The 24,849-nt window shown below is 42.8% G+C and carries 22 protein-coding genes; 18 read left to right on the top strand and 4 right to left on the bottom strand.

What is annotated here, in order from left to right; translation table 11 throughout:
- Positions 1–115: 115 nt before the first annotated feature.
- The 3 genes from NST45_RS15750 to NST45_RS15740 all read left to right on the top strand — a co-directional run bounded on the left by NST45_RS15750 (position 116) and on the right by NST45_RS15740 (position 6,306).
- Positions 116–1,357: a metallophosphoesterase family protein gene (locus NST45_RS15750; RefSeq protein WP_076142362.1), complete on the top strand. Its 1,242-nt coding sequence runs from the start codon at positions 116–118 to the stop codon at positions 1,355–1,357.
- A 218-nt stretch (positions 1,358–1,575) separates the two neighbouring features.
- Positions 1,576–2,334, top strand: a complete 759-nt coding sequence (locus tag NST45_RS15745; RefSeq protein WP_076100723.1) for a DUF6612 family protein — start codon at positions 1,576–1,578, stop codon at positions 2,332–2,334.
- A gap of 351 nt (positions 2,335–2,685) precedes the next feature.
- A complete protein-coding gene (locus NST45_RS15740; protein ID WP_339826185.1) occupies positions 2,686–6,306 on the top strand; it encodes a X2-like carbohydrate binding domain-containing protein in 3,621 nt (1,206 codons plus the stop codon).
- Between the two features lie 503 nt (positions 6,307–6,809).
- Here the strand turns inward: NST45_RS15740 and NST45_RS15735 are convergent.
- Entirely contained in the window at positions 6,810–7,550 is a 741-nt protein-coding gene (locus NST45_RS15735) for an SDR family NAD(P)-dependent oxidoreductase (RefSeq protein ID WP_076105479.1), read from the bottom strand.
- Positions 7,551–7,681: 131 nt separating this feature from the next.
- On the opposite strand from NST45_RS15735, the gene NST45_RS15730 reads away from it, so the two are divergent.
- Entirely contained in the window at positions 7,682–8,575 is an 894-nt protein-coding gene (locus NST45_RS15730; protein ID WP_076100718.1) for a LysR family transcriptional regulator, read from the top strand.
- 388 nt (positions 8,576–8,963) lie between these two features.
- The gene (locus tag NST45_RS15725) at positions 8,964–9,674 is read left to right on the top strand and encodes an SAM-dependent methyltransferase (protein WP_038570073.1); all 711 of its coding nucleotides are present in this window, start codon (positions 8,964–8,966) and stop codon (positions 9,672–9,674) included.
- Between the two features lie 75 nt (positions 9,675–9,749).
- Here NST45_RS15725 and NST45_RS15720 read toward each other — a convergent pair whose 3' ends face one another.
- The gene (locus NST45_RS15720; protein ID WP_038574369.1) at positions 9,750–10,964 is read right to left on the bottom strand and encodes an MFS transporter; all 1,215 of its coding nucleotides are present in this window, start codon (positions 10,962–10,964) and stop codon (positions 9,750–9,752) included.
- Between the two features lie 174 nt (positions 10,965–11,138).
- On the opposite strand from NST45_RS15720, the gene NST45_RS15715 reads away from it, so the two are divergent.
- From NST45_RS15715 to NST45_RS15685, 7 genes are all read left to right on the top strand, one after another.
- Positions 11,139–11,300, top strand: a complete 162-nt coding sequence (locus tag NST45_RS15715; RefSeq protein WP_339823132.1) for a hypothetical protein — start codon at positions 11,139–11,141, stop codon at positions 11,298–11,300.
- Between the two features lie 26 nt (positions 11,301–11,326).
- On the top strand, positions 11,327–12,259 hold the full coding sequence (locus tag NST45_RS15710) for a phosphotransferase (protein ID WP_235219525.1): 933 nt from the start codon (positions 11,327–11,329) through the stop codon (positions 12,257–12,259).
- 60 nt (positions 12,260–12,319) lie between these two features.
- Positions 12,320–12,805: a DUF3888 domain-containing protein gene (locus tag NST45_RS15705; protein WP_036685880.1), complete on the top strand. Its 486-nt coding sequence runs from the start codon at positions 12,320–12,322 to the stop codon at positions 12,803–12,805.
- An 812-nt stretch (positions 12,806–13,617) separates the two neighbouring features.
- Complete coding sequence (locus NST45_RS15700; protein ID WP_235219526.1) at positions 13,618–13,953, top strand: hypothetical protein; 336 nt, start codon at positions 13,618–13,620, stop codon at positions 13,951–13,953.
- Positions 13,954–15,096, top strand: a complete 1,143-nt coding sequence (dnaN, locus tag NST45_RS15695) for a DNA polymerase III subunit beta (RefSeq protein WP_036685882.1) — start codon at positions 13,954–13,956, stop codon at positions 15,094–15,096.
- A 567-nt stretch (positions 15,097–15,663) separates the two neighbouring features.
- Complete coding sequence (locus NST45_RS15690) at positions 15,664–16,548, top strand: EFR1 family ferrodoxin (protein WP_036685883.1); 885 nt, start codon at positions 15,664–15,666, stop codon at positions 16,546–16,548.
- A 3-nt stretch (positions 16,549–16,551) separates the two neighbouring features.
- Positions 16,552–17,172: a hypothetical protein gene (locus tag NST45_RS15685; RefSeq protein ID WP_339823125.1), complete on the top strand. Its 621-nt coding sequence runs from the start codon at positions 16,552–16,554 to the stop codon at positions 17,170–17,172.
- A gap of 110 nt (positions 17,173–17,282) precedes the next feature.
- Here NST45_RS15685 and NST45_RS15680 read toward each other — a convergent pair whose 3' ends face one another.
- Positions 17,283–17,900 carry a nitroreductase family protein gene (locus NST45_RS15680; RefSeq protein ID WP_036685885.1) on the bottom strand — a complete coding sequence of 206 codons (618 nt, stop codon included), beginning with the start codon at positions 17,898–17,900 and terminating at the stop codon, positions 17,283–17,285.
- 221 nt (positions 17,901–18,121) lie between these two features.
- Between NST45_RS15680 and NST45_RS15675 the strand changes: the two genes are divergently transcribed.
- From NST45_RS15675 to map, 6 genes are all read left to right on the top strand, one after another.
- Positions 18,122–18,964, top strand: a complete 843-nt coding sequence (locus NST45_RS15675; protein ID WP_339826178.1) for a DUF2785 domain-containing protein — start codon at positions 18,122–18,124, stop codon at positions 18,962–18,964.
- 200 nt (positions 18,965–19,164) lie between these two features.
- Entirely contained in the window at positions 19,165–19,608 is a 444-nt protein-coding gene (locus NST45_RS15670) for a DUF1641 domain-containing protein (RefSeq protein WP_036685888.1), read from the top strand.
- 40 nt (positions 19,609–19,648) lie between these two features.
- Positions 19,649–20,827 carry an NAD(P)/FAD-dependent oxidoreductase gene (locus NST45_RS15665; RefSeq protein WP_036685891.1) on the top strand — a complete coding sequence of 393 codons (1,179 nt, stop codon included), beginning with the start codon at positions 19,649–19,651 and terminating at the stop codon, positions 20,825–20,827.
- Positions 20,828–20,991: 164 nt separating this feature from the next.
- The gene (locus NST45_RS15660) at positions 20,992–21,618 is read left to right on the top strand and encodes an SGNH/GDSL hydrolase family protein (RefSeq protein ID WP_076100709.1); all 627 of its coding nucleotides are present in this window, start codon (positions 20,992–20,994) and stop codon (positions 21,616–21,618) included.
- A gap of 168 nt (positions 21,619–21,786) precedes the next feature.
- Positions 21,787–22,773 (top strand): hypothetical protein, encoded by a 987-nt coding sequence (locus tag NST45_RS15655; protein ID WP_141118534.1) that lies wholly within the window; start codon positions 21,787–21,789, stop codon positions 22,771–22,773.
- A 32-nt stretch (positions 22,774–22,805) separates the two neighbouring features.
- Positions 22,806–23,552: a type I methionyl aminopeptidase gene (gene map / locus NST45_RS15650; RefSeq protein WP_076100706.1), complete on the top strand. Its 747-nt coding sequence runs from the start codon at positions 22,806–22,808 to the stop codon at positions 23,550–23,552.
- Between the two features lie 195 nt (positions 23,553–23,747).
- Here map and NST45_RS15645 read toward each other — a convergent pair whose 3' ends face one another.
- On the bottom strand, positions 23,748–24,836 hold the full coding sequence (locus NST45_RS15645) for a hypothetical protein (protein WP_036685899.1): 1,089 nt from the start codon (positions 24,834–24,836) through the stop codon (positions 23,748–23,750).
- Between the last annotated feature and the right edge of the window lie 13 nt (positions 24,837–24,849).

Below are 24,849 nucleotides of genomic sequence, written 5' to 3'. Positions count from 1 at the left end.
ACACTGCGTTAACAAAAGTCTGTATAAAGAATCGTGTGCAGATTTGACTTCTGACTTTGTAGGGGGCTATCTTATTTAGAAGGCTAGAGAGAAATTTTCATAAGGAGGTACCGTGATGAGAGACTATAAATTTGCCATAATCCTAGGAGTGCTTGTGATTGTGGTTATTTTAGTGGCTTATGGGTTGGAACGATCGAAAAGCGGAAGTGATGCAAATTCACCAGCACCGTATGATCTCGTGACTACCTTTAAGGGAGCCGCGAGCACAAGCCGCGCGTTTACTTGGTATACAAGTGACTCTAGTGCAGCAGGCATTCTGGAGATTGTAAAGGGACAGGTGTCCTCTTTTGCAAATACGGATGTACAAAGGGTAGAAGCGAAAAGTAGTTCCATCAAAACAGACAATGGCACCAAAGGTGTTCATAAAGTGGAAGCTACGGGTCTTGAACCCGGGACGTTATATACTTATAGAGTGGGTAGTGGCGTTGAAGGGGAATGGAGTCCGGCAGCGGAATTTACAACGGAAGAAGATGGACTGGACAGTGTGTCTTTTATCAACGTAACGGATTCTCAAGGGGAAACGGCAGAGGATTTTAAGCTGTGGGGGAATACACTGAACAAGGCTTTTCAGACATTTCCTGAAGCCAAATTTATTGTGCATAACGGGGATTTGACGGAGGGTCCGGAGGATTCGGCAGGCTGGGATGATTTTTTTGGCAATGTGCAGGGCTGGATTTCAGGGATTCCGTTAATGCCGGTAACAGGCAATCATGATGAGGTGGATGAGGATGCAACGTATTATACTTCACACTTCAACCTGCCGGATAATGGGGCAAAAGGTTCAATTGCAGGTACCTCGTATTCCTTCGATTATGGACCTGTGCATGTAACGGTACTGAATACAGAGAGCAATCTAAAAAAGCAAACGGAATGGCTGAAGGAAGATCTGAAGAACACAGACAAGAAATGGAAAATCGTTGCGATGCACCGTCCGGCTTACGGGGGGAACTCCTATAAGAAAGTTGAAGATTGGACGGATATTTTTGATACGTATCAGGTTGACTTAGTGCTGCAGGGTCATAATCATGAATATTCCAGATCCTACCCGTTACGTGGCGGAAAAATAGTTCTAGAAGGTGAGATTTCCAAAGGTGCTAAACGAGGGACAGTCTATGTTGTGACTAACGCTTCTGGAGGGAAATTTAACGAGAAAAAAGAAGATCAGTTCTATCATGCGGTGCATTTTCAGAACAATAAGCAAATGTTTGCCGGCATTAACGTTATCGGGGATACATTAACCTATCAGGCCTATGACGTGGATGGAAAGCTGCTGGATGAGTTTGTGTTGACACATTGAGCTAAGGGAATTGGTAATATTACTAAAATACCTTCTCTGCTGTAAAGGCGGGGGAGGTATTTTTTTGATTTGCATCAAACCACCAAACCCGGCGCAACTGTGCACCTTAAGACGCTTTTTCACATGTCTACCTTTTCCGTCATATAAGCTGTTAGCTTTATAATGATAAAATAGATTTAGTTATATTTGGATTTCATTTGAAGTGAAGGGGAAGTAATATGTTTATCAGAAAAGCGGTTTTTATCGGTATCATTTGTATGTTAGGTTTGACAGGTTGTGCAACGAACATTAAATCGGGTGCTGAAGGAGAGGGAGATAAGCGTGCAGAGGAGCTGCTCAGCATGTCTCGGAGTGAACTGGCTAAGCAGGAGAGCTACACTATAGAAATGGAGAAACAAGAAGAAACATCAAGCAAATCGGAAAAAAGTGAAGATAAACATTGGTCGAGCGCTGTCTCATTTCATGTCGACTATGTTAGAAATCCTTATACCGTATATCTAAAATCGGAGACTGCGGAAGGGAAGGAACGAGAAGAGTACATATCGGATACTGAATATCATACAAAGGTAATGGATGATTTATTTATCAAGCAAGACGATTATATTCCAGTGAAAGAAAAACAAATGGTACAAAGATTTATTGATCCGTACGATTATATAGACACGTACCAGATAGATTCTCAGGAGATCGTTGTTACTGAAGAGGAACAAGAATACATACTTTCGATGGAGATATCGTCTAATGATGCGAGTAAGGAAACACTCAAATTGATGAAACAGAATTTAACAGACAAAATTAAACTAAGATATACGCTGGATAAAACTACACATTTGCCGCAAAAAGTGGAAGTGGAAATATTCACTTCATTAAAATCAGAAAACTTAGATTCAGAATCAGTGCTCACTTTGCAAACAATTATCAGCAATTTTAATGGTATAAAAGAGATTGTTATGCCTGCAGATACTAGTGAAGAATAGTTATATTAGAAAGCCTCTGGGATTTATTCCGGAGGTTTTCTTTATCAACAGAATTATTTTTGATCAAAATTTAGTGAAATTGTATCCTGAAGTGTGAAAATGGTACGATTTTTAGAGACAATCTTCTGCAAAATATAACCATTTTCTCTCGATAATGAAAAACCTTACCATTATAATGAAAGCGTTATCAGAAAATGGATTCTAAGTTCTAAAGGTATGGATTAAGGGGGAGGGAGGAGCAGGGATATAGAGTAAGAAGAAGGCATAAACAAACCAATTATATCGTAGGAGGCGTAAAACGTGATTCGTAACCGTATCCGGAAAACAGGACTTTTGGTCCTGCTTGGCGCGATGGTAGGCTCTTTATTCTCTGCATTCCCAGCTACTACCCATGCAGCCTCAAGTGAACCTTACACCTGGAAAAGCGTTGTAACGGGAGCTGGCGGGGGCTTTGTACCCGGAATTATTTTTAATCAAACTGAACCGAATCTGATTTATGCCAGAACAGATATTGGCGGTGCCTATCGCTGGAATCAAGCTACATCCAGTTGGGTCTCAATTAGTGACTCGGTAGGCTGGGTGGATTGGAACAAGAATGGCGTAGATGCTCTGGCTACAGACCCAATTGATCCTAATAAAGTCTACATGGCAACGGGTACGTATACTAATCATTGGGATAATAATGGCCAGATTATGCGCTCTAATGACCGGGGGAACACCTGGCAAACCACACCACTGCCTTTTAAAGTAGGTGGCAATATGCCGGGCCGTTCCGCTGGTGAACGCCTAGTCATCGACCCCAATAAGAACAACATTCTCTACTTTGGAGCTAGAAGTGGTAACGGTCTCTGGAAAAGTATTGACTCAGGTGTAACTTGGTCAAAGGTAACCTCTTTTCCAAATGTAGGCACGTATATTCAGAATCCGACACTTGATTATGGGAATGATCTTGTCGGATTGTCTTGGATCACTTTCGATAAGAGTACAGGTACACTTGGCAACGCAACTCAAACGATCTATGTTGGTGTAGCCGACACGGCTAGCAGCGTATATCGGAGTACAGATGGTGGAGTAACCTGGACAGCTCTGGCTGGACAACCTACGGGTTTCTTGCCACATCACGGCGAGCTGTCATCCACAGGCGATCTCTATATTACTTATAGTAATGGTGTAGGACCGTATGATGGTAGTAAGGGTGAAGTATGGAAATACAACAAAACTAGTGGGGCTTGGACCAATATCAGTCCTACGACTGGTACAGATAATTGGTACGGCTTTGGTGGATTGGCGCTGGATGCTCAGCACCCTAATACATTGATGGTATCCAGCTTAAACGCTTGGTGGCCTGATGAAGTCATTTTCCGCAGTACCAACGGTGGCGCTACTTGGAGTCGCATTTGGGATTGGGGCAATTATCCAGAACGGACTTATAAGTTCAGCATGGATATCACCGCCGCTCCATGGCTCGATCATGGAACCACTTCTACATCCCTGGATCCTTCACCGAAGTTAGGCTGGATGATGGGTGATTTGGAAATTGATCCATTTAACTCGAATCGAATGATGTACGGCACTGGAGCAACAATTTATGGCTCGAACAATTTGACCTCATGGGATACCGGAGGCAAGGTAAATATCTCAGTCATGGCAAAAGGTGTGGAGGAAACTGCAGTGCTGGGTCTAATTAGCCCGCCAACTGGAACTTCGCATTTGATCACTGCACTTGGTGACGTTTCTGGTTTCCGTCATGAGGATTTGTCGGTAGCACCAACCAAATTCCAGACCAGTCCTTCATGGGCAACAACGATGAGTATTGACTACGCTGAATTGAGTCCGTCCTATATGGTGCGGGTAGGCAGTGCAGATAAAGAAAAAACGCCAAGCATGAAGTCCATTGGTATCTCTAACGATGGTGGAGTGAACTGGTATATGCCAAACTCCGAGCCTTCAAATGGAACCAAAACAACGGTGGGCCATGGACAAGTGGCAGTCTCTGCAAGTGGTAATTCCATTCTGTGGAGCACCTCAGATATTGGGGTGTATTATTCCAAAACCTCAGGCAATTCTTGGACAGCAAGTGCAGGATTACCGGCAGGGGCGAAGATAGCGTCTGATCGCGTGAATCCTAACAAATATTATGGATTCTATGCAGGAACTTTCTATGTAAGTGTGGATGGTGGAGCTACATTTACTGCCACCGCAGCTTCGGGCTTCCCGACCAATAATGTGGCTGGATTACAGCCGAATGAAGCCCAAATCAGTATGAAGGCAGTTCCAGGTGTTGAAGGCGACATTTGGTTCGCCGGAGGGAATACGGTTGAGAATAAATATGGTCTATGGCACTCCACTAATTCAGGTGCGAGCTTCACGAAGTTAACGAATGTAGAAGAAGCTGATCTTATTGGTTATGGTAAGGCTGCTCCGGGCCAAACTTATATGGCATTGTACACCGTAGCGAAGATTGATGGTGTAAGGGGCGTTTTCCGTTCCGATGATGTTGGCGCAACTTGGGTACGTATTAATGACGATGCTCACCAATACGCTAAGATCAATATGGCGATTACTGGGGATCCAAGAATCTATGGACGTGTATATCTCGGTACGAATGGCCGAGGCACCTTGTATGCTGATCCTGTAAATCCACCAGCTACAGGCTCGACCATTACGCCAATAACTGCAAGCTTTGATAAGAAAACAGCGAATCAAGCAGACGTTGCAGTAACTATGACGTTGAACGGAAATACACTGAGCACGATCAAGAACGGAACGGCAACCCTTGTAGCCGGAACGGATTATACGGTAAGTGGATCAACAGTGACGATTAAAAAAGCGTATTTAGCGACACAAGCGGTAGGAACGACTACGCTGACGTTTAGCTTTAGCGCTGGAGCCACACAATCCTTGGCGGTAACGGTAACGGATACTACAACACCAGTATCTAACTCGACCATCACCCCAAGCAGCGCAGGTTTTGATAAGAAAACAGCAAATCAAGCAGACGTTGCAGTAACTATGACGTTGAACGGAAATACGCTGAGCACGATCAAGAACGGAACGGCAATCCTTGTAGCCGGAACGGATTATACGGTAAGTGGATCAACAGTGACGATTAAAAAAGCGTATTTAGCGACACAAGCGGTAGGAACGACTACACTGACGTTTAGCTTTAGCGCTGGAGCTACACAATCTTTGGCGGTAGCGGTAACGGATACTACAACACCAGTATCCAACTCGGCCATCACCCCAAGCAGCGCAGGTTTTGATAAGAAAACAGCAAATCAAGCAGACGTTGTAGTAACTATGACGTTGAACGGAAATACGCTGAGCACGATCAAGAACGGAACGGCAACCCTCGTAGCCGGAACGGATTATACGGTAAGTGGATCAACAGTCACTCTCAAGAAGGAGTATCTGGCAACTCAAGGCGTAGGAACGACAACGCTGACCTTTGAGTTTAGTGCAGGAGCCGCACAATCCTTGGTTGTCACCATCTCAGATACGTCAGTAGCTCCTACAGCAGCACTGAAAGTGCAGATGTATAACGGTACAGTGTCTGCTTCCGGAAATACACTAAATCCAAAGTTTAAGCTGGTGAATACAAGCACAAGTGCTGTTGCACTTTCTGATGTGAAATTAAGATATTATTACACAATTGACGGTGAGCAGGCACAAAGCTTCTTCTGCGATTGGTCACAGGCTGGAAGCGCGAATGTAACGGGCACGTTTGTGAAGCTGCCAACGGCTAAAGCAGATGCGGATTATTATCTGGAGCTTGGATTCTCGAGTGCAGCAGGTTCACTTGCTGCGGGTGCGAGCATCGATATCCAAGTGCGAGTGGCTAAAGAGGATTGGTCAAATTACACTCAAACCGGAGATTACTCCTTTAATGCGGTTGATACCAATTTTGTAGATTGGACAAAAGCGCCAGCCTACATCTCGGGTAATCTGATCTGGGGTAGTGAACCTAATTAAGAATCTTCACCAATAGTTATGCTGAAAAGGCTGTCCTAAAAGTAGAAAATTCTACTTTGGGGCAGCTTCTTACTTTAACCCTCAGGCTGTGGTGTACTACGTGCGTTCTAAGAGGCGTGTACTACTATGTGGCAACGTTCTATAAGGCATGTGGTACGTGCTATGAGAAGGCATGTGGTATGTCGGATGCATTTATGGTTCCTACAGTGTTGGCTATATAGTAATTAGGGAAAACCTCCCTGAAAACAGCCGATATTTGCTTTAAATGAACGAAATCAGGAAATACCTCCCTAAAAATCAGGCGAATTCGTTATTTGCCAGTAAATTAGCTAATAATTAGGGAGGTTTTCCCTAATTATTGGTTGGATGACCAGAAAACTCAGAATTTTAGGGAGAAATTCCCCAATTATTCTATCAACGCTTCACTTCCTCCTGTACGGTACGTAAGAACCAGCTAATGATACTTAAAAGTAGTTCTGACATACCATTAGCTGTTTTGACTGTTACAATGTTTGTCCGCTATCTATGGTAATGATCTGTCCAGTCATTGCTTCCTGTTCTAGCGCAGCGCAGACGAACTGGGCGATATCTTCGGGGGTTGAAATATGCTGAAGCAGCAGATTAGGGGCTAGTTTATACATCTGTTCTTCTCGTCCAGCCCACCATCTAGTAGCAACGGCGCCCGGTGCTACACAGTTAACTCTAATATTTGGAGCCAGCGCGTGTGCCAGCGATTTCGTAAGACCGTGGACAGCCGCTTTGGAGACGGCATAAGGAAGGGAGGAGCCTAAGCCTGTCTGTCCAGCGATACTGCCGAGATTGATGATGGCTCCTGAATTTTTATGATTCATATATGGTGCAACCGCTCTGGCGCAGAAAAACATTCCTTTCACATTTACATCATATAGCTCATCCCATACTTCCTCGGTTGCCTTTTCCAGATCTCCGAGAGCAATATGTTTAGTTATACTGGCATTATTCACTAGCAGATCTATTGTCCCGAAATGCTGAATAATCGAATCCACCATACTCTGCACTTCTTGATCTTTAGAAACGTTGGCTTGTATTGCTATAGCCTGCCCCCCTTGATTCAGAATTGTCTTTACGGTTTCAATGGCTTCATCCTCAGATCTAGAATAGTTCACTACGACGTGAGCCCCGCGTTTGGATAGTTCCAAGCTTACAGCTTTGCCAATTCCAGTCCCTCCACCAGTTACTAATGCGACTTTATTGTTGAGATCCATCCTCATGCACTCCTTAAGTTGGCGTATGTTGTTGATATAAAGTATTCTATAGAGAAAAGTGGATTTCGTATAATTGAATATAATGAAGGTTTGGTTCAATTTATTTGAATTGAACACTGGAGGACACTAGGATGGATCTAAAAACAATAAAAACCTTTCAAACAATCGTAACTTCCGGAAGCTTTAATCGTGCCGCAGAAGAATTGAACTATGCCCAATCTACAGTTACGATGCAGATGCAAAGGCTTGAATCTGATCTGGGATGTCAATTGCTTGAGCGGGGTAAGCAAATCAGCTTAACAGAAGCAGGCAGATTGTTTTATGAAGAGAGCTTACATATCGTTAAAGATATGGAACGACTAGAGAGCCGTTTGGCTGATTTAAAAATAGGGGAAGCTGGCAACGTGCGATTAGGGGTAACGGACCCGACGGCGAGCTATCGTTTGCCGCAGCTTTTAAGTGAGTTTATGGCACAGTTTCCTAAAGTGAAAGTCTCCGTGGATATTGCGGGAACCGCAGCACTTAGTGAACTACTCCTGCGTGGTGAAATTGATATGGCTGTGTGCTCGGCGCCTGAGCTCGGCAAGGAGCTTTATTTTGAACCCTTATTTGCAGAGGAATTTGTGTTACTTTTGCCAGAAGAGCATCCGCTAGCATCCAAGGAGAGTATCACCCCAGAGGATATACAGGCTCATCGCTTATTGATTACGGCAGCGAATTGTCCTTATCGCAAAAAATTAGAAAGTGTGCTGCAGGAATCAGGTGGGCCGCCACTAAATACTATGGAGATTGGGAGCATGACGGCGCTGAAATATTTTGTGGGAAGTGGTTTAGGCGTGGCTCTTGTGCCTGAGATTGTGCTGAATCCAGCCCCAGCAGGAACTATAGTACGGAAGCTGGAGGGAAAGGTTATTGATATGACCTGTGGGATCCTGTGTAAACTTTCAGATTATCCGCTTAAGCTAGCGAGCTCCAGATTGTATCATTTTTTAAAACAGGAACTAACCGTGACAAGGATATTTTGAATTTTAAACGAATTGTTAAGAAATAGAAAAAATAGAAAGGGCGGTGTTTGATGTTTTTTAGGAGGAAATTCAGTTTCTGGCTTTCGATTATAAGTATCATCATCTGTCTGAGTGACTATCTGGGAGTGGGGATCTCGAATATTATTCTTGTACGATTGAACCCTATTATAGATACACTGATCTTTACAGAACCTTTTGAAAGCTTCATGGTTGATGTAAATAATCCGAGATGGGGAACCAATAGTGCGTTAATCAGCGTCAGATTCCCAACTTATATTATTCATTTTGGAACGTTTTTGATTTTGGGGATTCTAATTGATTACCTTATTCGTATATTAAAACAGAAGTAGAAGTGTAAATGAGCCTAGAAGAGGAAAGGTGAGCTGAGATGAGCGGAGCAAAGGGAAAGCTTGATTTGGAGAGAATTGTTTTTATTGGCAGGACCTATGAGGAATATTTACGTATGTTTGATCTGCTGGAATCAGATCTCATCGGCCAGAGAATTCTGGATTGTCCTGCGGGTGCTTGTTCTTTTACAGCAATAGCGAATCAGTTGGGTGGTGCTGTAACGGCTGCCGATATTGCTTACTATTACTCTGAAGATGAGCTGGCAGACAAAGGGGTTCAAGATATTGCGCATGCGATGTCCGGAATGGAAAAAGTACAGGATAACTTCGTTTGGAACTACTTTAAATCAATCGAGGGCCTGACCGAAGCTAGGAACGCAGCTTTAACCGCCAGCACTAAAGATCGAAGACAAACCCCGGAGCGTTATGTTCCTGTGGTACTTCCGGATCTGCCATTTGCGGATGAAGCATTTGATCTGACATTATCTGCTCACTTTCTATTTATGTACAGCGATCGGCTGGACTATGGATTTCATCTAAAGACTATTAAGAAACTAATGCGGGTGACGAGAGGCGAGCTTCGAATCTTTCCACTAGTCGACCTTTCTTGTAAAAGGTATGAGCATTTAGACCGCCTTATTGATGATTTGGTGAGGCAAGGATTTACTGCAGAGGAACTAGAGGTTCCTTATGAATTTCAAAAAGGTGCAAAGCAGATGTTGAAGATTAGAAGAGCAGAATTGTTCCTCTGAAATATAAAACGAGGGTGCCTCAAGCCATGATGACTTTGGGAGCGCCCTCGTTTTTTGTATAAATATCTATAAAGCTTACGCTACAGTTTCTTTCCGTTCTGCTACAAAACAAGCTATGCCTAATACCAGACCAAGACCCACTAGAACCGCACCGACCCAAGGAAGCGAAGTGATCGCTAAATGAGAAATGACCCAACCGCCAATAAAGGCACCCGTTGCGTTACCGAGATTCCCGGCGGAGTGGCTGGTCGTTGAGGCAAGTGCAGGGGCTGCCTGAGCCAGACTCATAATCCGTATTTGCAGACCCGGCATGACCGCAAAGGACACCATACCCCAGAAAAATATTGTGATTACCGCAGCTATTGGGCTATGCATCGTGAAGGAAAAGATCGTTAGAATCATACTGACTGCAAAATAAAGTCCCACGATAGAAGGCATCAGCTTCCAATCCGCAAGCTTTCCGCCAACGATGTTCCCGATGGTCACCCCACAGCCGAATAAGACTAGAATCCAAGTCACACTATGTTCAGCAAAACCAGTCACTTCTTCAAGCAGTGGAGTAATATATGTGAACACGGTGAACAAGCTGGCGTTCCCTAACGCCCCGATCAATAAGAATAGCAGCAGCTTTGGATTAGCCAGCGCAGCAATCTGCTGGATAACACTCGCTGGTTTCTCTTGTTTAAGCTTTGGAATAAAAATGAGGATGCCGATCAGAGCGGCGACTCCCATGACAGCAATCGCTGCAAATGAGGCCCGCCAGCCCATACTTTGTCCAATAAATGTCCCTAGAGGAACTCCGACAATATTGGCTATCGTTAAACCTGCCATCATAATAGATACGGCTCCGGCCCGCTTATTGGGTTGTACAAGATTGGATGCGATGACTGCGCCAACCCCAAAAAAAGTACCATGAGTTAAAGCTGTAATTATACGAGCTACCATGAGAACGGTATAGTTGGGTGCAAACACAGAGATTCCGTTGCCCAGTATAAAAAGAATCATGAGAAGACATAACAGTTTCTTTTGCGGAATGCGTTGCGTGAGAATGGTCAGGATGGGTGCGCCAACGGCCACTCCAAGTGCGTACATTGTAATGAGTTGGCCAGCAGTCGAAATACTAACCTGTAAATCGTTGGCGACATTTGGTAAAATACCCATAATAACAAACTCAGTCATACCAATCGCAAAAGCGCCTACCGTAAGAGAAAGTATAGAGATGGGAAAGGGCTCTTTCCCTGCTCGTTCTTTGCGTGTTTGTGCCTTGTTGAGGTTTGGAATTGCATTCATGATGCCGATGTTCAACCTTTCTTCTGCCTGTAATGAAGCTCCACCTTGGTTAAGATGATAGATCCGACATGTAAGTATTGCTTTTCTATTATTTAGTTTTCTGAAAATATTTTCAAGATAAATATTTTTTCAGATAGTTTTCATTTTTATAGATCATTGAAGGGATGGTTATTTATGAATGTTGAAGGCCAAGTCCAAGTACTTGAATTGCCGGAAATGAAGCAAGAATTTAATAACAGTTTGCAGAGTAATGATCTTGGATTGGATATAGAATTCTATCAAATTGCGAACCCTTCCTGGCCCGATGAGGCTGAAGTGTTCCTTCCTTTGCGATGAGAAAAAATTATAAGCAGGCAGCTTTAATGGCGCTTCAGAACTTTGACCTGGATTGGACGCAGATTCGTTTTAACCAGCTATCGGATACCTGTACCTTTGTAATCGAAACTAATAAAGAGGGAACTTTTTTACTGCGCCTTCATTCGGGGAGATCTAAAGAGGAAATCAACTCCGAAATCGCGTGGCTGGAGCTTTTGAAGAGCAAAATTGATGTCCCCCTGCCAAAAGGTGTTCACGATCGCACAGGTGCTGTAACGTTCAGAGTGGAACAGGGAAATGGAGAAGGTGTGTATGCCTCTTTAATGCGTTGGGTTGAAGGGGAACATGCGAATGAAAGACTTACCGAAGAACAAATTTACAAAGAAGGCGTTCTATTAGCCAAGCTACATAAGGCGGCACAGGAGCTGGAGTTACCCTCTGGCTTTAATCGTCCTGTTTGGGATGAGCATAGCTTTCGAAAAGCAATGCTTCGTTTAAAGCTGCATTATCATTGTTTTCTTACGGATGATGAGTTTGTGCTGTATCAGTCGGCAGCTGAAAAATTATACAACTGGTTAAGCAAGCAGCATAAAAATAAGAACAGAAGGTCTTATGGCGTTATCCATGGAGATTTACATCAAGGCAACATCATATTTAAAGAGGGCGAACCTCGGCCGATTGATTTTGGAAGATGTGGTTGGGGTTATTATCTTTATGACGTGGCACATACCCTTCTTGGACTGTATCCATTGCAAAGAGAAGGGGTCATTAAGGGGTACGAAAGTATCGCCAAGCTCGATGGGGAGTGGGTTCAGACTTTAGAGAATTTTACGGTCATGGTTATGATCGAAAATTATTGCCATCACGTATCCGATCCTAGGGAAACTGAGGGTCTAAAAGCAGAACAGCCCTATGCGCTAGCGATCCTGAAAAATTATCTTAAGGGAGAACCCTTTCTTTTTGACAGGATTGAGATTTAACGTATAAAAATAGGGTCTCTTTGGGGAATTTATATAAAGTTCCCTAAGGAGGCTATTGTGATGAAAAAAAGCTGGATTGCTCCCCTTCTTGTCGCAGTGATGCTTGTTCTGACGCCACAACCTTGCTCCGCTAATAGGTTAATTCAACCTCAATCTATAACGCCCTCCAGGTCTGATTCGGGACTTCAACTGCCAGATCAAGATTCTCGCGAACTTAAGTTTCAAGACATTCTGATGTTATTACTTTTACCCCATATTGAGAAAAAAATTGCAGATATTTATTCACCGCTTCTGCGAGAATCGCCAATGGTTTATCCTTACTTTGTGGATGTGACTGAGGTGAAGCGGCTCAATGGTTTCCGTGGGTTTGATTTCTTGATTACACTTAACGTATATCCTACAGTAGGTCCACATATTTCAGTTGGAGAAGATACCATGACTTTTAGGATCTCTCCTGGTCCTAAGGTGAAGCTTGAATCGTTCAAGCATCTAAAAGACCCCCAAAAGTCAGACTTCCCACCAAATTATCAGAACATCCTGAGATAGTGTAGTTTAGGTAAGGCGGGCGGAAGAGTAGATGTTAATATGTGCCGCGCGTTGAGTTATGAGGCGAGCTATTTTTACATGAGTAGGGAGTTCTGCGGTAAAGGTAATGGGTTGAGTAGGGAAGGGAGTCTTAGGAGATGGTGAGTGAGAGGGGAGGAAGGTTGGGCTAGTGGCGTGATGAGGGTGAGTGAGAGGGGAATAAGGTTTGGTTAGCGGCATGATGAGGGGCAGTGAGAGGGGATGAAGGATGGGCTAGTGACGTGATGAGGGTGTGTATGTGAGGGGATAGAGGTTGGGCTAGTGGCATGATGAGGGTGTGTGAGAGGGAATGAAGGTTGGGCTAGTGGCGTGATGAGGGTGAGTGCGTGTGTCCGGGAGCGGGTAAACGGGATAGTTGCAGTTTATACACTTATTTGCAGGAGATAAGAAGCTTAGTCACTTTTAGTTGCATTTGGTGCAGTTAAAAGAAGTCTTTTCACACTAATTTGTTAATATCGTTGAATTTAGTTGCAGAGAATACACTTATTTCGCTCGGGCAGCACAATGTATTGTTTATAGTTGTATAAAGTGCAATTAACTCATACATTCACAAAAAAATTTAAGCAAAATAAAAAATCCATGGGTTAACGTTGCAATACCCAACTCATACCCAACGCATACCCAACTCATGCCCAGCCCACCACACACACTCCGATCTTTGGGGTGTTTTTTTTGTGGTTAGACTTGTGGTGGATTAATGGCGATTATGGTATTATGAAATTAGTGAATGTATTGATTTGAGTTACTAAATTCAAATACGGAGGTGCGAGGGATTGGGTGATCATAAATTCGAAGGCGTACACAAGAGGAGCAATTTTAGCGAAATTAAAGATAAAGTCACTAGCGATAGCGCAAGTAACAACGAGGATAAAGTTAAAGTAGGTGTAGCTACTAAAGATGGGCAGTTGGGGTTTCTTTTTACAAGGGGAGGTCTTCGGGAGGGTGCGGGTAGAAAAAGCACTGGTGTAACTAAAAAGGTATCTTTGACGTTATCTGAGGACGTTTGGCAGGAGATAGAGCAGGCTTGTGCGGATCAGAACGCATCTCGCTCTCAAGTATTTCGGAACATTATTGAGGCGCATTTTGTAAAGGAATCTAAGGAGAGTTAGGTGAAGTCTTTGCTAATCCATGTATCAAAAGATTCTCTTAGTACCGCATTACAGGCAGCATTAAAAGCCATATCCGCGAATAGTTCCTCACGTGTTCTTTCAGGAATACTTATTCAGGCGCAAACTCAGGGTCTGATATTAACAGCCAGCAATATAAGAATGACCATTGAATATAAGCTCCCTGTGAAGATGGATTCGATGGTTGTGCACAACACAGGTGAGATCGTAGTTCCCGCGCGTTATTTTTATGAGATCATTCGTAAGCTTGATCCTGGACTAATTAGGCTGGAAATCGAAGAGGCATTGATTCTAAACATTCAATCAGGGAACACTCAATTTCGTTTATGTGGAATGGATGCGGCAGAGTTTCCAAGAATCCAATACATAGATCATCCAAACATTCAAAAGATAAGCATGAAGAACACTCTCCTGAAGCAAATATTTAAAAGAGTGGTTTTTGCGGTCTCTTCATCGGAAACCAGACCTGTGCTCACAGGAGTTTTGCTTCAAATAGATAAGCGAAATATTCGTGTAGTCGCCACTGATGGCATCCGCTTCGCCCAGCATATTGTTGAAAGCATAGAAGATTACGGTGCAATTCCTTTAGATGTTGTAATCCCGGGCAGCAGCCTGGAGGATCTTTTAAAAATATTAAGCGATGATGCAGACAGCAGCACCGATTTAGAAATAGGCCCCAAGCAGATCAGATTTATTTCTAATGGATTGAGGGTTCAGTCTGCCCTTCTAGAAGGAACTTATCCCTCTGTCAATAATTTAATCCCAAAAGCGTATCTCTCCGAAGTGATTGTTAAGACAGACCGTTTGTTACATGTGGTTGAACGTATTTCTATATTGGCTGGTGAGAGTGTTATGCTCAGCGTACTTCCTTCTAACACGCTAAGTTTAGTGTCCAAGACTGCAGAAATTGGGGATGTAAAAGAAGAGATTCCTTTGGATCATCTAGAGGGTGATCATTTTCGAGTAGCCTTTAACGGAAAATATTTCAGGGACATCCTTCGGGCGATAGATAGTGAGACGCTTAGAATAAGGTTCGCGGGAAAAGAAAGACCGCTGGTGATCCTGCCTGTAGACGCATCTTCGTCCACACTTTTTTTAATTACTCCTGTGAGGACGCATGATTGAGGATATGTTAATTGCAGTATTTGAGTACATTTGAGCGAATAGCTGCAACTGAGTCCGAGCAATTGCTGAAAAGAACGCCACCTGCCAAATCTGCTCCTAAACGTGCTAACCAGTGCTTAAACTAACTGTCTATGACTCAACTTATCTACTCCGTGCGCGGAATTAGCTGCCTATTGCTCAACCTATCTACACCGTGCGGAATTAGCTACCTATAGCTCAACCTATCTACTCCGTGCACGAAATTAGTTACCTATAGCACAATCTATCCGCCTACGTCTCGAAACCAGTTACCTTTTGCTCGATCTAGATCGTAGCGGACCGTACTGCAGCTATTTCAGCATATGGGTTCATTTTGCGAAGGTTTCGGACTGTATAGCACCTATTGCCCTTGATTTACTCAGAAAAGGAGTACATTTGAGCGAATAGCTGCAACTGAGTCCGATAGTGTGGCAAAACGAGCGAAATTATGGAAATAAGAGCAACTGAGTCCGAAATAGCCCAAACCCACTTCAGCATCACAGCTTTCCCAGACGGGAATGAGGTATATTTGATCTGGGAGGGGATGGAATGCATAATGCAAAGACGGCCATATTTTATTTCTCAGGTACTGGCAATACGGAGATTATTGCTAAGCAATTTGCTGAAAGGCTAAGAAGTAAAGGGCAAGACGTAGATTTGTTTAGAGTGGAAGATATTATTAAAGGCACTCGTTCTGTAGAATATGAAGCTTATGATCTTATAGGTATTGGTCATCCGGTTCTAGGCTTTGGCGCTTCCGGTTTTGTTGAACATTTTGCAGATCAGCTGCCTGAATGTAATGGAACCCCGGCATTTGTATTCAAAACGGCATCCTCTCCACACTATATCAATAACGGTGCTTCGAATACGGTTCTTCGTTCTTTGCGTGGGAAGGGATATATCCCTTTTCACAATTCCATTTTGGCGATGCCATGTAATTTTTATATCAAATATGATGACAGGTTGAATAAGCAGTTGTACCAAGCCGCACAGCGTAAGGTGGAATTGTTTGCAGAGGAAATCGTAAACCGAACACCACGAAATCTGCCGATTCACCCTGTGTTGGAGCGGGTTCTGAGAACAGTATATTATTGTGAGGAACACCAAGGGGGAAAATACTTCGCCAAAGGATTGCGTACAACGGACGCTTGCACACTATGTTTAAAATGTGTCAGCAACTGTCCAACATCCAATATTAGTAGCGGCGTAGAAGGAATTGTTTTCAGTCAAAATTGTTTATTATGTATGCGTTGTGTTTATTCTTGTCCTCAGAAGGCAATCCAAGCGACACGACTGAAGACTAGCGTAGTAGATCCCTATACTGGAGGTCCGAATCTTCATAAACTAATGAAGGATTCTGCGAATGATGGACGGTTTGTTACTCCCAAATCCAAGGGCTACTATAAGCATTTTATTAAGTATTTGGAGGAATGACATATGAATCTGTTTCGGATGGGATCTAAGCTACTGGGGATTGAGCGGATCAGCACATTTTTGGAGGATAATTATGTGAGTATCGGCTACCCCGGAATAGGGGATCTGGAGAATCTAAGCATAGAGGAACTTCGTGATCGATTATTCGGTACTTACCAATATAGTGAGCCGGAGCTTATGCAACATCTGCAAGCCCTTCAGCTATTTGTACATACGATGCAAGATGGAGATTATGTGCTGGTGGCCGATGGAGATTGGGTACATCTCGGAGACCTCGGAGATTATTTTTACAACGAGTTAAATGATAATGTTGACGAGGGTACATGCCATCGGCGTGGTGTAACGTGGTTAAAAAGTCTGCCGATTTCTGAACTAAACACAGGCGTGCGGGAGTTATTTAACCAAAGTGCACCGGTTGTACAATATAAGGGTCCAAAACCAAGTGCTCGCTTGGATCTGTGGATTACAGGTGTTTCTGCTAATGAACAAGAAGTGAATAGTCCGCTGCAATTGGATGAGGAGATGCTCTCTAAGGCGCTTAATATTTTGAAAGAAGCTTTGATTTGTGATGACTCCGAACGACGGGAACGAGCAGCGATTGCCATTTTACAATATGCGAAGTAAAACTTCTTCTGTATAACGAGCGCATGGTCGACTATCTTCATGATGAGTTTCAATTAAAAAACGTTCCACCCGCTACTTGCCTCGGATGGAACGTTTTGCTGTATCTATAATCAGATGAACTCAACGAATTCGTTGACTGGCTTACGGTAGCCGCGGGGTCTGATTTTATGTTTTTTGTCTTTGCCGATCGTGATCAGCATAACAGGTACCATATGATCCGGCAGATTCAAGGTGGATTGGATAACATCAGCATCGAAGCCGATCATCGGGCAGGTATCCCAGCCTTTATCTTTGGCGATCAGCATAAAGTGCATGGCCGAGAGAGAGGCATTACGTATTGCTTCATCTCTTTGAAAAGCATCCTTATCAATGTAAGCATTGTTAATCATCTCTATTTGCTCATCATATTCCTCTTGTGACATCGCTCCTAAAGCTTTAAGCCCGCCATAGATTTCTGGAGCCTGCTGATAAGCATGCTTATCTCCTAGCACTACAATAACTGCTGAAGCAGTATGGATTTTATATTGGCCGTAAGCCGCTTCGCGAATTTCTTCTTTTAAGCTCTCGTTAGATATCACTTTGTAATTTGTATGCTGTAGATTATAGGCCGATGGTGCCAATCTGGCGTAAGAGAACATTTCCTCTAATTCATTTTGAGGGATGGTGACCCCTTCCACAAAATTCATAGCGGATCTGCGGGACTGAATCAAGTCTGTAAAAGCGCTCATAAGTATTCCTCCGTTGTGTATGTATTCGGTTGTAAAATATAAACACCTGATATTTGTAAATGTACTAACTAAATGTTACTAACTAAAAATAACACAGCCTATAAAATTCGTCAATGATAAAATTTATTGAAGTTAATCTTGAATACCCTGTTGTCAAAAAATAGGACATAAATTAGGATATTAGGATATGTAAAAACACGGTGAATGAAAGGGTGGATAAATTGATTAATAGTAGAGAACGATTGATGATAGATTTACAAAGAATCGAAGAGAATGACTACGAGCTTAGAAGTGGACAGGACATAAAGGATTATGTGAAGTTGATGCTTGAGCATTTAGGAGATCCCGAGCCTGTGCTGCGTGATGAATTGATTTATTCCACATTCTACAAATGGATTAATGAGAAACATTGGTTTAATGATGCGGAGCTTCGTGAACTGCTGTGGATACTCCTTGACGAGCAGCATCTATTTTATCACATTGGGAACAAAGAAGATCAGACGGTGTATACAAGAACATTTTCTGTATTGGTTGTTGCTCTTATTCTCCAGCGGCATAGGGAAAAGGCTATATTGGATAGCTCTGAATTTACAAAGGTGAAGCAGGGTTTAATTCGTTATTATAAGGAAGAACGGGATTTAAGAGGTTATATGGAAAAAGAAGGCTGGGCACACGCAGCAGCCCATGGCGCAGACGCCTTGGATGAGCTGGTTTTATGCTCGGAGAGTGATGCCGAGGTGCGGGAAGAGGTTCTGACAGTTGTTCAAAAGATGCTTTATAACGATCAATACATATTCAGGGAGGAAGAAGATGAACGGATTGCTACTATTATAGTTACAATCATCGATCATCATTTACTTCCACAGCAGTCTATAACCGAGTGGATTCTCAACTTGGCGCAATGTGGCAGTTGGCCTAGAAGCCACAGCCAGTATGTTACTCGAATAAATACAAAGAACTTCCTGCGTTCTCTTTATTTCAGGTTACTTCTAATAGAGAAGAATATGGACATTGTGGATGTTTTGTTGAAAACTGAGAAGAATTTGAATGAATTTGTACATTAATTCACTCAAACGGTTTTAATTAACACTGGTAATTTAAATAATTTATTATAATGTAATAAAAATCACAAAATTTTATGGAAATTCAAAAACTTTGTGACATTTATAACTTGATAAGTGCTATAATAGAAATATGGCGTTAAAAGTTCTTATGTTTTTCATTACTATTAAGCAGCAAAGCTTATTGCAGAGGAGATTTGGATATGTCAGAATCAATCACTCAAACACAACCTGAACAAGAATCACCAAAAGTAGCTGTTAGCAAGGAACAAATGGATGTTCTAGAGCAGCTCTTGAAACCAGAAGTTCAGGAATCATTAACAGTCTTGGTGGAACAGCTGCCAAAATTAACTGAGCTTGTTGGCGTGCTTACAAAGTCCTATGACTTTGTGCAAACTGTCGCAGCGGATGATGTCTTGAAAAGTGATACGGTAAGTGCAATTAAAGAACTTGCTGAACCTGTAGTGCATTCCGCGAAGAATATGGCAGCTACAGTGATCGAAGCAAAAGATCGTGCGAATGAAAGTAACGAAGTTATTGGTCTTTTTGGTCTTATGAAGTTGTTGAAAGATCCACAAGCACAAAAGCTTTTCCGTTTCGTAAATGCATACCTTCAAGTTGCTGGAGAACGCAGTAAGCAGAAATAATCATTTTCATATCTTATTCGTAAGGGACGGAGGAAACATCATGTCTAAACATATTGTCATTCTAGGAGCAGGTTATGGTGGTCTACTAAGCGCCTTAACCGTACGCAAGTATCTCAAAAAAGATGAAGCTAAAATTACTGTAGTTAATCAGTATCCTACCCACCAAATCATCACAGAATTGCATCGTCTTGCAGCAGGTAGTGTTGCAGAGGGTGCTGTTGCTATGCCTCTAACTAAGCTTTTCGCAGGTAAAGATATTGACCTGAAAATCGCGAAGGTTAATTCATTTTCTGTGGAGAACAAACAAATTGTTCTTTCTGATGGTGTGACACTTACTTATGATGCGCTTGTTGTAGGTCTTGGCAGCACTACAGCTTATTTTGGCATTCCAGGGCTTGAACAATACAGTATGGTATTGAAATCAGCTGCAGATGCTAACAAAATTCATCAACATATTGAAGATCGTATTCGTGAATATGCGAAATCGAAAAATGAAGCAGATGCAAACATCCTGATCGGTGGCGGCGGCTTAACCGGCGTTGAGCTTGTTGGTGAAATCGCGGATGTATTGCCTACACTTACTAAAAAATATGGCGTTGATCCTAAAGAAATTAAGCTTATGCTCGTTGAAGCAGGTCCTAAAATCCTTCCAGTATTGCCAGATGCATTGATCGAACGTGCTGTAGCAAGCTTGGAAAAACGTGGTGTACAATTCTTGACAGGTCTTCCTGTTACGAATGTAGAAGGCAATGCGATTGACTTGAAAGACGGTCAAAAAATTATTGCTAACACGTTTGTATGGACTGGTGGCGTACAAGGAAATCCACTCATCGGCGAATCCGGTCTTGAAGTTAACCGCGGTCGTGCAACGGTGAATGAGTTCTTGCAATCCACTTCCCACAAAGATGTATTCGTTGCTGGTGACAGCGCGGTGGTCTTTGCAGAAGATGGACGTCCATACCCTCCAACTGCTCAAATCGCTTGGCAAATGGGTGAATTGATCGGATACAATCTGTATGCCTTCTTGAAAAATAAATCGTTTGAAAGCTTTAGCCCAATCAACTCTGGTACGCTTGCTAGCTTAGGCCGTAAAGACGGTGTAGCCATCGTTGGTGCAAGTTCTACTCCGTTAAAAGGCTTGCCTGCAACTCTGATGAAGGAAGCAAGTAATATTCGTTACTTGTCCCACATTAAAGGATTGTTCAGCCTAGCTTACTAATATAGTTTAACCCTAAACCCTGCTCGAATCTGAGCGGGGTTTTTGTTATTGTTTTTTTAGTGAAATGTTTGCATTATTGATGTTTCGTAGTAGGCTGTATTCATTGTATTTGATATAATAGATTGGGTTATATTAACAGAGGTAGTTAGAGGAGGATTTCATTTATGATATTCCAACAAAACGATGTCATTCTGTTTCAAGGTGACAGCATAACAGACTGGGGACGTAATCATGAAGACGCTTCATCGCTTGGAGTGGGTTATGCAATGATGGTCGCCGCTCGTCTGGGGTATTTATATCCAGAGAAGAATCTTACTTTTATTAACCGTGGCATTGGTGGCAACCGTATTGTTGATTTACAGGGGCGTTGGGATAAGGATTGCCTGGATTTGAAGCCGACTTGGGTGTCCATTTATATTGGAATTAACGACACTTGGCGCCGTTTTGATTCTGGTGAAGAAACCACTCCCGAGCAGTTTGAAGCTTCATATCGGGACCTGATTAAACGCACTCAGAAATCTTTGGATGCTAAATTAGTTCTTATAGAGCCTTTTGTTTTGCCTGTACCGGAAGATCGTAGAACTTGGCGTCAGGATCTTGATCCTAAAATTCATATTGTCCGCGAGCTGGCACGTGAATATGGGGCGCCGCTGGTTCCGCTAGATGGACTTTTTGCAGCGGCCTCCGTAAAAGCAGAACCGGCTTACTGGGCATATGATGGAGTACATCCTACTCCTGCAGGTCATGCACTTATTGCGGATGCTTGGCTCAAAACGATGGGAGCAATCTAATCAATTGTCATTTTAAGACTAGAACCACGCTTTAATAAGCAGGTTGTAGTCTTTTTTTAATCGCGTGTTAGTAAAGTCGTTTTTATATATTTATAGACACTGTTATAATTGGAATATGCTTATGTATTGGAGGCGATTCGCATTAGGCGGTTAATATGGATAGCACCTTTGTTATTGGTCGTAGTGTTAAGCGGATGTAAAAGTGATTTGGGCTTCATCAATGCCAGATGGATCGAAGGCGTGTCGTTGACACCCGTGGCAACTAGTGATCAGAAACAAGCGGATCGTCCTTTGCACTCAGAGAGCTTAACGCTAAAGGATTCTGTTTTGATCAAGACGCTTGCGGAGGCTATGAACAAGAGTAAAAAATTTTCTGATGATCTGGATTGGGGTCCGGAATTTGAAATGAAGCTTGTTTATGGGGACGGCTATTCGGAAGACTATTACATAGCGCTTGGAGATCAACTTGGACATGAAGGGATGTTTACTACAGCGGAGAACAGCAGTCAGGGCTACACGATTCCTGTGAAAAACTCTGACCAGTTAAGAAAGCTCATTTATGGAACAATCGATACGGAGAACATTGAACAGGCAGACCCTGTGGAGACTTCTGTCGAGGTAACAGGTCCAGTAACCCTATCACATAATGAACTGTCTCCGGTCACAGGCAGAGCGGGATTTTTAAATCTGCAACTGCTAGAGGGGACATATAGCGAAGATTGGACTACACCCAGTCCGTTAACGGGAAGAAACTGGAGTGGCCGATTTAGACTAGTTGTGACTGATGAACAAGGGAAAACGCTGAGTAGCTATCCGTTAAATGATCAATTTGCCCAGACCTTTAATGATTTTTTCCAGCTTCAGTTTGAGGATTATAATGGAGATGGTGATCCCGATTTTACGATCGGACAATATGGAACGAGTAACGGTTATTTCTATAAGCTTTTTACACTCAGAAGAAATAACGTGATAGAAGAACTGCCTATTAAACCTGAAAATCAGCTGTTTATCAGCAGTCCTGAGCGGTATTCCATAAAGCTGGATAAAGTTGATGAGCATAGCTTCAAGAGAAGTTACTACGATAACGCAGCAGGCAAACAAGTGGAAGATACTTTTCAGTGGGTAGGGAGTGCATTTCAGAGGCTGGACAATTGATTAATTCATGAAGTGAGAGGAATGTGTGTTGGATGACAAGTGATACGGTACAAGATTTAGAAGGGTTAAAAGCTATTGGAAAAGTGGTGGGCCACACCATCGCCGAGATGAAAAAGAAAGTAACCCCTGGGATGACGACTGCGGAGTTGGATCTTATTGGAGCTGAGATTCTGGAAAGCTTCGGAGCATCCTCAGCCCCGAAGATAACTTATAATTTCCCGGGCAGCACCTGCATCAGTGTGAACGAAGAGGTTGCTCATGGTATTCCGGGTCCGAGAGTGATTAATGCTGGCGATTTGATCAACATTGATGTCTCTGCTGAGCTGAATGGGTATTATGGGGATGCTGGCGTTTCTTTTCAACTGCCGCCCTATAACGATGATATTCTGCGTTTATGCCGGAGTACTGAGGAAACCATGATGAGTGTAATCAATCATCTGCGGGCAGGGATGAAGGTTAACGAGATCGGCAGAATGATGGAATTAGAAGCTCGGAAACGCGGGTATAGAGTGGTGCGTAATCTGTGCAGCCACGGAATTGGCAAATCACTGCATGAGAAGCCTTTTGAAATTCTACCCTTCTATAATCCAAGAGTGACCACAGTACTGAAGGAAGGACAAGTAATTACAGTAGAGCCTTTCCTCTCGACTGGAGCGGACTATGTTGAGCAGCAATCGGATGGCTGGACGCTAAGTGTTGTAGATAACGGTCGGGTAGCGCAGTTTGAACATACGATTATCGTGACTAAAGGTGAGCCTATTATTCTGACTAGTGTGTAAGCCCGAATAGCGACTTAAAGGGGTGGAGGATGGAGGGGGATATGAGCAAAAGCCTTACCCGGACCCTCCGTTCCTTCCATGTCGTTAGCGAAGTTGTTATTAGCCGTGATAAGTGGCAATGCGGTAAATACTTTAAAGAGACCTGTCTATTTGACAAGTCTCTTTTTTTCTAGGATGAGGCGTTACGCTTATATCCTATATTTGGCATAAATTATCGATGTTTTTTTCAATGGAATGATAAAACAGGTCTTCCGCATGAAGGACATAGGCCATGTATTCTTCCATCTGGTCAGTAAGTGTAAATTCATTCATGATATACTGCCTGGTCATAACATTCCTTAAAAGTTCCCATTGTTCGATGCTTTGCCGAGCACAATGAATGACATCGCTGAGAGCATTAGGATTTGCTAAGGAATTCAGCAGCAACAGCAATACTTTTTTCCTATCTGAATGACGGGTGAGCGTCGTCCGGGTTAAAGAGTAAAGGTCATGGGGGCGGTTTGAAATCTTTGTATTGAGGATGAAACGTCCACTTGCAAACAGATTGTTCAGTTCCTGGATGGCTGATCGTCCGATATATTCCAGGCGGCCTTCGGTACAAGAGGGCGGCTTATAATAATTCGATAGTGCGGTTCTTAAAATGAGCGAGGCTCGGGCTGGCAATTCAGCAAGCTCATCTTGATTAGGATGTACTGTGAAACAGGAAAACTGCCGATTGTAGGCATCCATAAACGAAGTTTTGGCATCTTGACCGATATTTTTGTTATGCGGATAAGGCTTGAAATACTCTTTGTTGTAATTTATATAATTGTCCAAGAAATAAAAATCAGTTGCCGTCTGCCCTAGGATCAAAAATATATGCCCATCCACAATATGATCTGTTTCCAGAGCCGGGTTTAATTCAAATGTTCTATAAAAGGGGACTCGTTTCATTAACGTATTGACAAATACGACTTCGTTATTTGCTAACAGTGTCTCTATCGTCTGGATGGCTGCCTCTGCATTGTTGCTAAAAGTATGTTTATTAGCGACTGTTATATAATCCTCGGGATCTTTGATCTCGTTCAAGCTTAATTCAAACTGGTCACTGTCAGTATGGGTAACTAATTTCAGATTAAAATCATCTAAAAACATCTTGTACAATACGCTAGAATCATTGACATACCTCTTTAGCATGAAAAAAATATTACGGGTATAGCAGTTTCCCAGTGACTGTACCTCTGCAATAGGCTCCCCTGCAGAATTATAGTAATATTCCATTTCTAACGTCTGCAACGTCTGCATAATTGTCCCTCCA

Source organism: Paenibacillus sp. FSL R7-0163, assembly GCF_037969975.1.
Classification (GTDB): domain Bacteria; phylum Bacillota; class Bacilli; order Paenibacillales; family Paenibacillaceae; genus Paenibacillus_AQ; species Paenibacillus_AQ odorifer.
Note: the sequence above shows the minus strand (reverse complement) of the source record. Positions and strands in the feature narration are given on the sequence as shown.

What these genes read in the sequence shown, in the direction of transcription:
- NST45_RS15705 (WP_036685880.1), top strand. Translation starts at nt 12,320, where the DNA reads ATGAAAAAAAGCTGGATTGCTCCCCTTCTTGTCGCAGTGATGCTTGTT.
- NST45_RS15685 (WP_339823125.1), top strand. Translation starts at nt 16,552, where the DNA reads ATGAATCTGTTTCGGATGGGATCTAAGCTACTGGGGATTGAGCGGATC.
- NST45_RS15715 (WP_339823132.1), top strand. Translation starts at nt 11,139, where the DNA reads ATGAATGTTGAAGGCCAAGTCCAAGTACTTGAATTGCCGGAAATGAAG.
- map (WP_076100706.1), top strand. Translation starts at nt 22,806, where the DNA reads ATGACAAGTGATACGGTACAAGATTTAGAAGGGTTAAAAGCTATTGGA.
- NST45_RS15690 (WP_036685883.1), top strand. Translation starts at nt 15,664, where the DNA reads ATGCATAATGCAAAGACGGCCATATTTTATTTCTCAGGTACTGGCAAT.
- NST45_RS15730 (WP_076100718.1), top strand. Translation starts at nt 7,682, where the DNA reads ATGGATCTAAAAACAATAAAAACCTTTCAAACAATCGTAACTTCCGGA.
- NST45_RS15740 (WP_339826185.1), top strand. Translation starts at nt 2,686, where the DNA reads ATGGTAGGCTCTTTATTCTCTGCATTCCCAGCTACTACCCATGCAGCC.
- NST45_RS15670 (WP_036685888.1), top strand. Translation starts at nt 19,165, where the DNA reads ATGTCAGAATCAATCACTCAAACACAACCTGAACAAGAATCACCAAAA.
- NST45_RS15680 (WP_036685885.1), bottom strand. Translation starts at nt 17,900, where the DNA reads ATGAGCGCTTTTACAGACTTGATTCAGTCCCGCAGATCCGCTATGAAT.
- NST45_RS15720 (WP_038574369.1), bottom strand. Translation starts at nt 10,964, where the DNA reads ATGAATGCAATTCCAAACCTCAACAAGGCACAAACACGCAAAGAACGA.
- NST45_RS15710 (WP_235219525.1), top strand. Translation starts at nt 11,327, where the DNA reads ATGGCGCTTCAGAACTTTGACCTGGATTGGACGCAGATTCGTTTTAAC.
- NST45_RS15745 (WP_076100723.1), top strand. Translation starts at nt 1,576, where the DNA reads ATGTTTATCAGAAAAGCGGTTTTTATCGGTATCATTTGTATGTTAGGT.
- NST45_RS15645 (WP_036685899.1), bottom strand. Translation starts at nt 24,836, where the DNA reads ATGCAGACGTTGCAGACGTTAGAAATGGAATATTACTATAATTCTGCA.
- NST45_RS15750 (WP_076142362.1), top strand. Translation starts at nt 116, where the DNA reads ATGAGAGACTATAAATTTGCCATAATCCTAGGAGTGCTTGTGATTGTG.
- NST45_RS15725 (WP_038570073.1), top strand. Translation starts at nt 8,964, where the DNA reads ATGAGCGGAGCAAAGGGAAAGCTTGATTTGGAGAGAATTGTTTTTATT.
- NST45_RS15660 (WP_076100709.1), top strand. Translation starts at nt 20,992, where the DNA reads ATGATATTCCAACAAAACGATGTCATTCTGTTTCAAGGTGACAGCATA.
- NST45_RS15735 (WP_076105479.1), bottom strand. Translation starts at nt 7,550, where the DNA reads ATGGATCTCAACAATAAAGTCGCATTAGTAACTGGTGGAGGGACTGGA.
- NST45_RS15665 (WP_036685891.1), top strand. Translation starts at nt 19,649, where the DNA reads ATGTCTAAACATATTGTCATTCTAGGAGCAGGTTATGGTGGTCTACTA.